Here is a 12,954-nt window from a genome sequence, read left to right on the forward strand (position 1 = left end):
TCGAGGGCGATCGTATTGTAAAATGAAGAGTGAAGACCAGGCCACACACGAGACCGAAAAATGACCCAAAGCCATCCAGAAGCGCTAACCATTCAGGAACGAACCGGACTCAAACAGAAGCACTTTGCCGACTTGATCCGAGCCGCACAAATCATTTTTGATCCCAGTGGCGGAATTACGGGTCGGGTGGTGAATGCAGATTGGCAAGAATTCGGTATTCCTGTTGAAGTTGAGGAAAATCTTAAAATTTTAGGAGAGAAATATCGTTATGCTTCTCCTCATTTACCCATAGAAGAAGTTTGGGAACAACTCATCCCAGAAACTCGGAGTTGGTTTATTGAAAATAAAGATGAATTGTGGTTGTTGGAAGAAGCTTTTCCGGCTCTTGACGAAGACTAAAAATTAGCGGAAATTGCTCGGTGCGATCGCCCATTGCGGTCAATTCATTCAAACTGTATACAGTCTAACCAACCCCAGACAACCCATTGGGTCGTCTCTATTTTAGAGTCCATTATGAAGCTGATTATGAAGCATTAAAAAATATTGCTGAGAAGGTAGAATTAACCTTGACTTTTCGTTGAAAATGTATTATCAATGTAATATAATGAAGATAGTCGTTCTATGCTGAACTGAGGCAAGTTAAACAGTGAGCAATTTCTCACAGAAAGTCAACCCGAAACCTAATCTTCTCTATCAACGACTAGAGGAGGCTCTCCAACAGGGGAATGAAGTGCAGGTCGTGTCATCCTGTGGCAGATTTTTTGGAATTCCATCTGCTCTGGATGATGAATTTTTGGAACTCGTTAATCTGTATATTCCCACTGAGGAAGAAGGTTGGGAAGATGAGCCATACGAACGCACAGTTTGGTTGATTAAAATTTCTGAGATTGTTGCAGTTGCTTATCCAATTCAATCGCTATCAAAAGCTCAATTAGAATCCTTGATTAATCCCAGTCAAACCGTCTTTGAATCCGAAGATTAATCAATCAACTCAACGAGGTGGTTTTCCCCTGAATTCAAAAACAATAACCCTTGATTGTCCTCTGGGATTCCCTGAATTCCAATTCATCACATAAACTGACTTCTAGGGATTTCCACCTCGGCTATTGTCCTCCCAATATTCTATCTTTCTAAACAGAACTCAAATCTTGAAACTGACAGGATAAAAAGCTATCTAGCAAGCGAGACGTTTGCACTCAGTTTTGGATTAATCTTAATATAGACTTTATTTTAAACTTTATCACGTTCATTTATCAACCGATATCGCCACAGCAAAAGCAGTCGGAATGCGAAAGGGTCATCCCGTTATTTTTCAAGTGAATACGGTTAAAATGTATCAGGATGGTTACACATTTTATTGTTCTGATAATGGAGTGTGGTTAGTTGAACAGGTTCCGCCGGAATACTTAACTCGCCTTAATTTAGACTCAAAAAAATGAATATTAACAACTATGATTATTGTTTAGTGATTGACTTGGAAGCCACCTGTTGCGATCGCCAAACGATTCCTCGTAATCAGATGGAAATTATCGAAATAGGGGCGGTAATAGTTGAGACCCAAAACCTCACTTCCGTTCGGGAATTTCAGACCTTTGTTAAACCCGTTCGTCATCCAATTTTAACAGATTTTTGCCATCAATTAACCTCTATTACTCAAGCCCAAGTTGATCAGGCTCCCAGCTATTCTGAAGCGGTTAAAAATTTTAAAACTTGGTTGTCTGAATATTCAGATTTTCGTTTTATTTGGGGGTCTTGGGGAGAATATGATCGCCAACAATTTGAACAAGATAGTCAGTTTCATCACTTGTTTTTTCCGATAGATTATCCTCATATTAATCTCAAAAAAATGTTTAGCAAGAGTCAAAATTTAAAAGGACATTATGGTATGGCTGAAGCTTTAAAAATGGCAGGAATTACCCTAGAAGGAACTCATCATAGAGGAATTGATGATACTCGTAATATTGTGAAATTAATGCCTTATATTTTAGGCGTTAAAAAGTTACAGAATTAAGTCTTATATTAAGGAGTTAAAGGTTAACGATGAAAATTAATCATTTTGATAATCCTCAGTTATTTTATCAACAAGCTAAAAACTATTTACTGCGGTATGAAGCAGAACATAACTTACTCTTAGGAATTAGTCAAACCTTAATTCATTCACCGGAAAGATATGGAAGTGAACCCTATTTAGCTACAGTAGAAGAAGAAGGTAAAATTCTAGCGGTTGCGATGAGAACTCCTCCTTATAATTTTCTCCTTTCAAAAATTGAAAATTTTGCCGCTATTGAAGTGATCGCCCAAGATTTATATGAAAAGCAAATATCATTACCTGGAGTGAGCGGTTTAACGGCTGAAACTGAAACTTTCGCTCAAAAATGGCACAGCTTAACGCATCAGGCTTATGAAATAGAAATGCACTTGAGAATTCATCAACTCAAACAGGTTGAAGCTATCTCGAAAGTGAATGGTTTTTTGCGTTTAGCAACAGAAAATGATCGCGCTTTACTCTTCAATTGGTATGAGCAATTTATTCAAGAAGCGGCACCCTCTGAACCCACGAGTATTGAAAAAACTGTTGATTATCATTTATCTCAAAATCACATTTATCTTTGGCAAAATGAAGTTCCGGTTTCGATGGCTTCCGCAACTGAAGCCACTCAAAATTCAAGCCGAATAGGGCCAGTTTATACCCCTCCAGAATACCGAAAAAAAGGCTATGCGAGCGCTTGTGTTGCCACTCTCAGTCAACAATTACTCAATCAAGGTTATCAGGCTTGCTACCTTTATACGGATTTAGCAAATCCCACATCCAATCATATTTATAAAACCATTGGCTATCAACCTGTTTGCGATTGGAACATTTATCAGTTTAAATAATAACATGAGTTTTCCTTCAAAATTCAATCAACTTAACCCTTCTTACTTCCATGTTGAAACCTTTGCCAATACTTCGCTATTTCCTTCTGGCTGTAGTCACATTTGTCTTAGTAAGCTGTTTTAATACAAGTCTAGATTCTCCGTCTCAACCGGAAGCGGATAATCCTTCTGCTTTTAAAGTTGCTATTTTATTATCGGGTTCTAAAACGGATGGAAACTGGAATCAAGGATGCTATGAAGGACTCCTAAAAATCGAACAAAAATATAACGCTAAAATCGCCTATTCAGAATATGTTACTGCTGATCAAGGTGAAGAAGTCCTGCGACAATATACTAAAGAGGGTTATAATTTTCTCATCGCGGCTGGAGGTGGATATCTCAGCGCTATTGAAACCGTAGCTGTAGAATTTCCTCGCGCTAAATTTGCTGTAATTGCTACCTACCCAGGGAATAATAAAAACTTAGGTGCGATCTCTTTTAGAGCCGGAGAAGTGGGTTATTTATCAGGTGTAATTGCGGCGATGAAAACCCAAACGAATAAAATCGCTTATGTGGCAGGTGCAGACTATCAAATGCCTGTAGAAGCTGCCACACTTTATCAGCGAGGCGCTCAAGCAATCAATCCAAATATTGAAGTTTATATCGAATATTTGCAAACTTGGACAGATGGAGAAAAAGCAATAAATGTCACTCAAAATTTAGTCAAAAAAGGGGTTGATGTTTTTACGATTAATGCAGATGAAGCTGGAGTTGCCGCGATAGAAGTTCTCAAACAAAATCCAGAAGTTTATATGATTGGTTGGATAAAAGATATGTATGAACTTGCTCCTGATCGGATGATTACCAGTGTTCTGCATGATTTTCCCGCTCTATTACTGAAAGCCAGTGGTTTAGTGCAGGAAGGACGTTGGCAAGGAACACTCTACAAATTTGGACTCAAAGAGGGAATTTACGAGTTTGCACCCTTCCGAGACTTGCTTACAGAACAACAAAAACAGACCTTTAGCCAAATTCGAGAACAAGTCGTCAATGGTGAGATTGATATCACACCTTAAAAACTTAGGATAAGCTAGAAATATTAATCAAAAGACGCTCGCTTGGGGCTATTTTCGAGTTCCCTGGCTGACCCCTAAGTGACCCGAAACGATGACTTATGAACAAACTTGACCTCCCAAGATACCTGAAAGTCAAACGATCCGAGCAATCTTCTATTGCCCAGCAACTCCGTTTTAGCATTATCTTTTTGATAGTTTCTAGCCTATTAACGACAGGGAGTATTCTGATTTACTCCAGTTCACAAACTCAGCTTAAACAATCTCAAATTTTGCAACAAGAGCGATCAAAAATAGCTGCAAATAGGATTGAAAGTTACATCAATGATTTACAGGGAAAACTGCTTTTTCTTTCCCGTGTACGAGGTTTTACAGAACTTTCTCCCGCTTCTCAAAAAAAATTGCTTGAAGGCTTAAGTCGTTATAATGATGCCTATGAAATGATGGCAATTCTCAACTCAAAAGGCGATCCGGTTGCTGTTTATTCTCCTTATACAGAAGTGAAGCTTGGGAATTTTCAAGAGACTCCCCTATTTATCAACTCATTTAAACAGCAAGAAAACTATGTAGATTTAGTGAAAATTTATCCAGAAACACAAGCCCTGATCACGACTTTAGCGGTTCCCATCCGCAACTCATTAGATCAAGTTGATGGTGTATTGCTGGCTAAAATTAATCTCAAGTTTTTAGATTTTGTTGTCTCCCAAACTGAAGTGGGAAAAACAGGCTATGCTTATATCCTGGATCATCGGGATGTTTTGATTGCTAAAAATCATCGTATTACCCAAATCAATAGATTAGACAGTATTTCAGAGCGAAATTTTCTTGAAAAATTAAATGAAAATCAAGACAATTCTTTAATCACCTATCAAGGTTTAAGCGGACAAGAAGTTTTAGGGGCGATCTCACCCGTTAAGAATACTTACTGGAATGTTATTGTTGAACTGCCCATCAAGGAAGCCTATGCACCTGTGCGTCGCTTAATTCTTAGCATGATTGGATTGTTAGTTCTGTCGATTTTGAGTGCAGTTTGGGTAAGCATTTTTCTCTCACAACGGTTAGTTTATCCTCTGAAGATTCTCACTCAAGCGGCGGCTAATATTCGTCAGGGAAATCTTCAGGAAAGGGTGAATATTAACCTCAGCAATGAACTCGGAATTTTAGCACAAGCCTTTAACCAAATGGCGCAACAATTACAAGAGTCTTTTCAAGCATTAGCTCAAAGCAATCAAGAATTAGAAATCAGAGTTGAAGAACGAACAGGAGAGTTAGCCCAAGCTAAAGAAAAAGCCGAAGTCGCAAACCTTGCTAAAAGTGAATTCCTCTCAAATATGAGCCATGAACTGCGAACACCCCTGAATGGAATTTTAGGTTATGCTCAAATTTTACAACGCGATCGCACAATCACTTCCCGTCAACTTGAAGGCGTAAATGTTATTCTAAAAAGTGGCAATCACCTTTTGACTTTAATTAATGATATTCTAGATTTCTCAAAAATTGAAGCCCGAAAATTAGAACTCTATACCAGCAATATTAATCTGGCGAGTACAATTGATAGTGTGGTTGCGATTATCCAGATGCGTGCTGTAGAAAAAGATATTATCTTTCATTATCAAGCCGATCCTCATTTACCTCAAGGTATTATCGCCGACGAAAAACGCCTCAGACAAATTTTGCTTAATCTGCTGGGAAATGCAGTAAAATTTACGGATAACGGCAGCGTAACCTTAAAACTCAGTGTACTTGAAAAATCAATACCTTCTTCATCCTCTACAGTCCGATTACGTTTTGAAGTAATAGATACTGGAGTTGGGATGAGTTTAGATCAACTCGATAAAATCTTTCAAGCTTTTGAACAAGTGGGAGACGTTAAACGTCGATCAGAAGGAACAGGTTTAGGGTTAGCCATTTCACGTCAATTAGTGGAAATGATGGGGGGTAAACTACAGGTTAAAAGTCAACTCAATCAGGGTTCAACCTTCTGGTTTGACCTTAATTTTCCAGTCGTTCAAGTTTTATATTCTTCTCCTTTAGAAACAGTTGATAACATTACTGGATATAAAGGAAAACGCCGTCAGGTTTTAATTGTTGATGATAAAAAAGCCAATATGGCTGTCTTGCAGGATATGCTTGAACCGTTAGGATTTGAGATTATTTTAGCAGAAGATGGTCAGCAAGCCATAGACCAAACAGAACAGTTTAAACCCGACTTAATTCTAACAGATTTAGTCATGCCCGTTAAAAGTGGTTTTGAAGCGGTTAAAGAGATTCGAGAAAATCCCGAAATTAAAGATACTAAAATTATTGCCGTTTCTGCAAGTGTCATGCAACCCGATTTTAAACGCAGTGTAATAGCCGGATGTGATGGCTTTATTCCCAAACCTGTAGATGAAAAACAACTCCTGTCAATGATTGCCGAACATTTGCAGCTAGAATGGATTTATGATACGACTTCAGGAGAAACTTTTACACCAGAAATCAGCAGTGAAACGCCATCTAACTGCGAGTTTGTTGTTCCCGATATTGAAGAAATGAAGGTTCTCTACGATTTAGCAATGCTGGGTAGCATGACCAAAATTCGACAGCAAGCTAGTCATTTAGAAAAACTTGATGAAAAATATATTCCTTTTGCTCAGAAAATTACTGAATTAGCACAAGGATTTCAAGAAAAAGCCATCATCAATTTAATTGAAAAATATTTAGACTTGGGAGAGGAACAATGAAAAAAAACACCGCTCCACCTTCTAAGAAAATTAACTTACAAGATTATACAATCTTGATTGTTGATGATCATCCAACCAATTTAAAAATTGCCGTTGATTATTTAGAAACTTGCGGTTTAACCGTTCTCGTCTCTCAAGATGGCGAAAGTGCCTTAAAACGGACTCAATTTGCTCATCCTCATCTCATCTTATTAGATGTATTAATGCCGGGAATTGATGGGTTTGAAACCTGTCGTCGTCTAAAAGCTAACCCCGAAACTGAAGATATTCCGGTGATCTTTATGACAGCTTTAGCGAGTGCTGAAGATCAAGTTAAAGGCTTTGAAGTTGGTGGCGTTGACTACATTACAAAACCCATTCAGCATGAAGAAGTCTTAGCAAGAGTAACCACTCATTTGCAAATTCAAGCTTTATATCAAAAATTGGAGGAACAGAATCAAAATTTACAGCAAAAAGTTATCGAACGCACGGCTGAACTTTCCCAAGCATTAGCTGACTTACAACAGTCTCAAATTAAGTTAGTTCAAAGTGAAAAAATGTCAGCTTTAGGTCAACTGGTGGCGGGAGTAGCCCACGAAATTAATAATCCTCTGAGTTGTTTGACAGGAAACCTAAAACACGCCACCGAATATATTCAAGATTTACTTGAACATTTACACCTCTATCAACAGCAGTTTAAGAGTCCTGGAGACACTATTACTACTCATGCTGAAGAAATCGAGTTAGAATATATAAAAGATGATCTTCCCAAAGTTATTGTCTCTCTCGAAGAAGCAACACAACGCATTCACGATATTAGTAAAAGTCTCTATCTTTTCTCCCACTCCGATACTTCTAAGAAAGTTCATTTTGACCTACATCAAGGCATTGAAAGCACTCTAACTATCTTAAAACATCGCTTAAAAGCCAATAAAAATCGTTCTGAAATCCAGATTATCAAAGACTATGCAAATTTACCCTTAGTTGAATGTTATCCGGGACAAATGAATCAAGTTTTTATGAATTTAATCGCTAATGCTATTGACGCTTTAGATGACAATAGTCTCGTCGAAAACGCTGCCTTAAATCATTCGATGAATCCCCCGAAAATAACCCTTACAACTTGGGAAGATCAACAAAATCAGCAAGTAATCATCTCCATTAAAGATAATGGCTTAGGAATGTCTGAAACTCTCCAAGACCAAATCTTTAGTTATTTATTTACCACTAAACCTATTGGAAAAGGAACAGGCTTGGGTTTATCAATTTCTCGTCAAATTGTTGTCGAAAAACATCAGGGGAAACTCAACTGTGTTTCTTCACCCGGAAAAGGAGCAGAGTTTATCATCGAACTTCCCATCTGTTCTGAATAAAATCAATCAGATGTCAATCCCCTATCGAATAGTCAGATAAAAACTGCTCAATCTTATATCATGTCCGGTTGAACAGTTATAAATAAACAACAGAGGAGTCAGGAGTCAGGAGTCAGGAGTCAGGAGGAAATCAAGAAGAAGAAAGAGGAGGAGAAGGAGAAAGTTTTTTATCACTAATTATCCGGACATGATATTAATCATTTTTTACGCCATCAGTTCATCATACTTTCGGCGAACTTCTCGAATATCTTCCCACATCAACCATTTGGGCTTTCCCGGTTCCTTTGAAGGATTTCTGAGCAAATAAGCCGGATGAAAAATCGGCATACATAAGCGTCCTTCCAATTCTCTCCACTGACCCCTAATTTTAGTAATCCCTTGTTTTTCTGCTAATAACGACTTAACTGCTGTCGCTCCCGTTAACAAAATAATCTGCGGATTAACTAAGCGAATTTGTTCTAATAAATAAGGTTTACAAGCCTCTATTTCTTGAGTCGTTGGGGTGCGATTTTCCGGCGGACGACAACGAATGGCATTAGAAATATAAACCTCTCGTTCGGTACTCAAACCCACAGATTCTAAAATTTTATCTAACAGTTGACCGGATTTTCCAACAAACGGTAAACCTTGTTCATCTTCATTTTGACCCGGTGCTTCCCCAACAATCATAATTGCAGCTTGAAGATTTCCTCGTCCGATCACAGCATTTGTGCGATTATTTCCCAGTACACAACGATGACATTGATTACAATCAGCAGCAATTTCATCTAAATTTTGGTAAGTTCCTGGAGGAATAGCAACCTCAGCATCTGTTGGAATTTTATCCCGATTAACATTTGTTGGAGTAGGAGTAGCACCCGACTCGGCAAAATCAAATAAACTGAGTTGTTGATCATCCGACATAAATTTAAAAGCTGAAGTCACAGTATATAGAAACATTGTTAAGTCTAGACCGATTCAGTTGCAACTCTCAAGTTCGGCGATCAATATTAAGATTAAGAAAGATACTGTTCGCCGATCATGTTCTCAACCCCCCCTTTTGACGATCGCACACAGGCAGGCCAGGAACTCGCCGAAGCCATTGAGCAACAAATAACCCTCTATCCCCCCAAACAAAGCGATCGCCTGATCGTCTACGCCCTTCCCCGAGGCGGTTTACCCGTTGCTGAACCTGTGGCTCGTCGTCTAAACTGTCCCCTAGATGTCATTGTTGCTAAAAAAATCACTCATCCCGATAACCCCGAACTCGCCTTGGGTGCCGTTACCGCAGAAGGCTATGTGCTATGGTCTCCCAAACGCCGCCCCCCGAACTTGGATCTCCGGCAAACCCTGTTACATCAAGCTCATGGTAAAGCCTTAGATCAGTTGGCACAATTTTCGCCCTATTGTCCTGAAATTAGCCCTGAGAAGGCTTTAACTATTATTGTAGATGATGGGATTGCCACAGGCTTAACGATCGCCGTAGCGGTTAAATCTCTGAAATACAAAAACCCCAGCGAAATTTGGATCGGTGTACCCGTTGCTCCCCAAGATTTGCTAGAAACGCTACAACGGTGCTGTGATCGCCTGATAGTTTTAAAATCACCCCGTCTTTTTTTCAGCGTTAGTCGATTTTACCAAGAATTTTCTCAAGTTGAAACTGAAATGGCGATCGCTCATTTAAAGCGTCAAACCGAATGGCTTTAGAGTAGTGATCAGTCGTTAAAGATTTTTGATCAGCATAAAAATTCAGATCATTTTCTTGAAATAAAAGCCTTTTAAATCAGAGTAAATGCCGGATAGACTGTTTTTTATTGAGCTGATTTCTGGCTTGATCTATCTCTTCAGTAAGAGTTAAGGAGTCAACAAGTTCTAGCGGAGGGTTGATTGAGAATCCCTAGCGATTCGTTATTGTTAAATAGTGTGATCACAGATCAAAGCTGGTTAACTCTTTAAACCAAGAGCTATCAGCAAATACTTTACAGCAAACACTAATCCGAAAGGAGATAACAAATCGTGAAATTTTCTAATCTAACTAAGCTAGTCGGCGTTAGCGCACTGTCCTTGAGCCTCAGCATTCTGCCTATGGTTAACCCAGCTTCTGCTCAAACGGGTACAACCGATGACAGAATCCCGACTACTAATTATGTTGAGTCTGACGATGATTTTGACTGGGGTTGGCTGGGTCTACTCGGTCTGGCGGGTCTGGCAGGTCTAGCTGGCAAGAAGCGCGATAATGATGATGTGCGCTACCGTGAGCCTAATGTAACTCGCACGGGTACGACTACTGGCTACCGTGAATAACCGCTCCTACGAGGTTTCTATTAAGTTGCGCTTCTGACCCACATTTTGAATTTTACAACTCGATTGATTGTGTTGGGTTTTGCTTGCGCTCAACCTAACTCACTCCTTATGACTCCTTGGGGAAACGAATTGAATAACCATGATCATGGGAGAGGTAACAAACACCTCTCCTTAATTTTTTGAATTCAACATGAATATTGGGGGGTTCTCAGACGGACTATCAACCCTGAGCTAGAATTGGGGAACATACGGAACTTGGCTGACGTCAGTTGAAAGGGAATGTTTGATGAGCCAAGTTCCATCCATGAGTGAAACCATATCTATATCCTGGTCTGCGGCTGAGGCGACCGTTCCTCAACAAGTGTTATTGCCCCCAGAAAAGCTCTCTAACTATGACCTGATCTTGCGATGTCAGGAAGGAGTACAACCCGATCGAGCAGCTTTTACTGAACTCCTGCGTCGGTATCAAGTTCATGTCGATAAGGTATTGTACCATTTGGCTCCAGACTGGCAAGATCGTTCCGATTTGGCTCAAGAAATCTGGATTCGCGTTTATCGCAATATCAAACGTCTCCAAGAACCCGCTAAGTTTCGCGGCTGGTTGAGTCGAATTGCCACCAACCTGTTTTATGACGAACTCCGCAAGCGCAAACGGGTCAAACCGCCTCTATCCCTCGATGCACCCCGTTGTATTGAAGATGGTGAGGTTGAGTGGGAGATTCCGGCTGAACGCCCAGGGCCAGATGATGATCTGAGTACCCGAGAATTTTATGATTGTCTACATGAGGCGATCGCTGATTTGCCCGAAGTGTTTCGCACGACAATTGTTTTGCGGGAAATTGAGGGTTTAGCCTACGAAGAAATCGCTGAAATTACAGGGGTTTCTCTCGGAACGGTTAAATCGAGAATTGCCCGAGCGCGTCAACGCTTACAAAGTCAGTTACAACCTTATCTAAATAGCTAGAAAAATCTGTAAAGGCAGATTTCCTTAATCGGAGATTGATAGGCTATTTAGTAAAATCGTTAAGAGATCAAAATGTATCACTCAAGCGCTTTTCTCCCCAAATTTCAACAATAATAGATTTGTTCAATGATTTTAATTTCATTCACCTAAATTTCCGGGGAGGTGTTACCATGAAGCCGAACTTTGAGTCCTATAACCATCAGGAAAAAAACAACAACCCAGCGTTAAACAGGGAAGGACAAATGCAACATCCGTCTGATGGCGAACTGAGCGACTATCACTATGAACTGCTCAGTGCCTACATTGATGGTGAGGCGAACGCAGAAGAACGTCGCCAAGTCGAACAGTGGTTAGCGACTGATCCCCAGGTGAAAAGCTGCTATAACCAACTGCTACAGCTTAGTTCTCAGTGGCAGAGTATGCCCGTGCCAAGTTCTCAACAATCTACCCCCGATCTACTCGCTCAACAGGTCTTTGAGGAGGTCAATACTCGTCGAACTCACCGCCTGGTGGGTTGGAGTGGAACGGCAATTGCTGCTCTATTTATAGCTGCTGTATCGGGTGTAACTTTTGGCAGTTTTTCTCGAATTCCGCAGTTTGCTTCTCAACCGAATACTGCTCCTGAACCCCTCAAAATTGCCCTGAATGAGCCGATTGTTCCGATGATTCGATCTGATGCGGCAAGTATTACAGTCAATCAACCGATTATTCCCATTCCTAAACCCCCGATTTCTAACCCTTAATTCTCAATTCTGTGTCTTTTCTGTTCGGCGTGAACTTCTGAACTCCAGTTGCCATCAGGGAGGTAAACGCCATTATATTGCTGAATTTTAGCAGTATTCATCAGATAAATCCAGGCAACCTTTAAGGGTTCTCCGTCGGGGCAGAAGGTTTGGATTTTTTGGCGTTGATATTCATTTTGTTCAGGCGGGCGATGAGGTTGATAATCTTCTAAGGGATCTAAATCAGCAAAAATTGAGGCATCTGTAAACGAAAGGATGACTCCGCAGACGTAGCCTTCCCCTTCTCTCATCGCCGGATAGCCTAATGATAAGTCAAACAGTTGACCCTGTGCGATCGCCGCCTGTTCCTGAATCACTCGACTGGCGCAATATCGCTGATAATTGCGTTCACCCGGTTTGAGCGTACCATAGACAAAAATGTGAATCAAATCTTCTTGCATCCCCTCAGATCCCCAGATTATTCAAGAAGCTATTAGATATCATATTTATTAAGATTTGTCAATATACAGAACAAGAAAGCTTCTACAAGGGTATTGGGTTGACAGTTCCCTCCATAAACGAAGGGGGATTTTTGATTCATAAACCTGTCGTCTCTAGGTTAAAGGGACGCCTCAAGTGGGGTGGATAACATCAAAAAATTGCCGATTTCAACAATTAAGTTATCCGTTGTCACCCACCCGACAACCCATATTAATTTAACTAAAGTAGAGGGAGCCAAATTAGGAGAAAGTTCCTCTAATAACCTGTCTAAAGGCTGAGGATTTTTCAGGTACTTTTCAACACGATCAGCCGTTTTTGAGTTGAAATTTACCTGGCAGCTAAGGGGGGAATAATTGACTCCAAAATCCTAAATGGAGTTTCAGCTTATATATTAGCTTATTGACATACTCCCCATTTCTAAAGAAAGGGGATTCTCCAAGCCTCACGGCTTTGGATTACTGATTCATTGACAACCCTTAC

At 40.1% G+C, this 12,954-nt stretch carries 13 protein-coding genes and 1 pseudogene; 12 read left to right on the top strand and 2 right to left on the bottom strand.

The annotated features are described in order from the left end of the window. Positions 1–60: 60 nt before the first annotated feature. The 8 genes and pseudogenes from WN50_RS05805 (at position 61) to WN50_RS05835 (ending at position 8,004) form a co-directional block, all read left to right on the top strand. Positions 61–399: a hypothetical protein gene (locus tag WN50_RS05805; protein ID WP_046279166.1), complete on the top strand. Its 339-nt coding sequence runs from the start codon at positions 61–63 to the stop codon at positions 397–399. Between the two features lie 247 nt (positions 400–646). Then, positions 647–982 (top strand): hypothetical protein, encoded by a 336-nt coding sequence (locus WN50_RS05810; protein ID WP_046279167.1) that lies wholly within the window; start codon positions 647–649, stop codon positions 980–982. 271 nt (positions 983–1,253) lie between these two features. Then, a pseudogene (locus tag WN50_RS31855) lies at positions 1,254–1,439 on the top strand (RNA 2'-phosphotransferase); the annotation flags it as partial. Continuing rightward, positions 1,436–2,011: a 3'-5' exonuclease gene (locus WN50_RS05815; protein ID WP_046279168.1), complete on the top strand. Its 576-nt coding sequence runs from the start codon at positions 1,436–1,438 to the stop codon at positions 2,009–2,011. The pseudogene WN50_RS31855 and the gene WN50_RS05815, both read left to right, overlap by 4 nt. A 29-nt stretch (positions 2,012–2,040) precedes the next feature. Continuing rightward, entirely contained in the window at positions 2,041–2,877 is an 837-nt protein-coding gene (locus WN50_RS05820) for a GNAT family N-acetyltransferase (RefSeq protein WP_046279169.1), read from the top strand. 50 nt (positions 2,878–2,927) lie between these two features. Further along, on the top strand, positions 2,928–3,932 hold the full coding sequence (locus WN50_RS05825) for a BMP family protein (protein WP_152964716.1): 1,005 nt from the start codon (positions 2,928–2,930) through the stop codon (positions 3,930–3,932). A 98-nt stretch (positions 3,933–4,030) separates the two neighbouring features. Further along, positions 4,031–6,652, top strand: coding sequence for a hybrid sensor histidine kinase/response regulator (locus tag WN50_RS05830; RefSeq protein ID WP_049558360.1), 2,622 nt, complete (start codon positions 4,031–4,033; stop codon positions 6,650–6,652). Then, positions 6,649–8,004, top strand: coding sequence for a hybrid sensor histidine kinase/response regulator (locus tag WN50_RS05835; protein WP_046279170.1), 1,356 nt, complete (start codon positions 6,649–6,651; stop codon positions 8,002–8,004). The genes WN50_RS05830 and WN50_RS05835 overlap by 4 nt, the downstream gene beginning before the upstream one ends. A 204-nt stretch (positions 8,005–8,208) precedes the next feature. Here the strand turns inward: WN50_RS05835 and WN50_RS05840 are convergent, their stop codons facing one another. Beyond that, entirely contained in the window at positions 8,209–8,907 is a 699-nt protein-coding gene (locus WN50_RS05840; RefSeq protein ID WP_046279171.1) for a uracil-DNA glycosylase, read from the bottom strand. 117 nt (positions 8,908–9,024) lie between these two features. Between WN50_RS05840 and WN50_RS05845 the strand changes: the two genes are divergently transcribed. The 4 genes from WN50_RS05845 to WN50_RS05860 all read left to right on the top strand — a co-directional run bounded on the left by WN50_RS05845 (position 9,025) and on the right by WN50_RS05860 (position 11,994). Then, the gene (locus WN50_RS05845) at positions 9,025–9,690 is read left to right on the top strand and encodes a phosphoribosyltransferase (RefSeq protein ID WP_046279172.1); all 666 of its coding nucleotides are present in this window, start codon (positions 9,025–9,027) and stop codon (positions 9,688–9,690) included. Positions 9,691–9,999: 309 nt separating this feature from the next. After that, a complete protein-coding gene (locus WN50_RS05850; protein WP_046279173.1) occupies positions 10,000–10,287 on the top strand; it encodes a WGxxGxxG family protein in 288 nt (95 codons plus the stop codon). A gap of 304 nt (positions 10,288–10,591) precedes the next feature. Continuing rightward, positions 10,592–11,251, top strand: a complete 660-nt coding sequence (locus WN50_RS05855; protein WP_046279174.1) for a sigma-70 family RNA polymerase sigma factor — start codon at positions 10,592–10,594, stop codon at positions 11,249–11,251. Between the two features lie 170 nt (positions 11,252–11,421). Beyond that, on the top strand, positions 11,422–11,994 hold the full coding sequence (locus tag WN50_RS05860) for an anti-sigma factor family protein (protein WP_046279175.1): 573 nt from the start codon (positions 11,422–11,424) through the stop codon (positions 11,992–11,994). On the opposite strand, the gene WN50_RS05865 is transcribed toward WN50_RS05860, so the two are convergent. Further along, the gene (locus tag WN50_RS05865) at positions 11,991–12,434 is read right to left on the bottom strand and encodes a gamma-glutamylcyclotransferase family protein (protein ID WP_152964717.1); all 444 of its coding nucleotides are present in this window, start codon (positions 12,432–12,434) and stop codon (positions 11,991–11,993) included. The two genes, WN50_RS05860 and WN50_RS05865, sit on opposite strands and share 4 nt — an antisense overlap. Positions 12,435–12,954 lie beyond the last annotated feature (520 nt).

The sequence above is a fragment of the Limnoraphis robusta CS-951 genome (assembly GCF_000972705.2).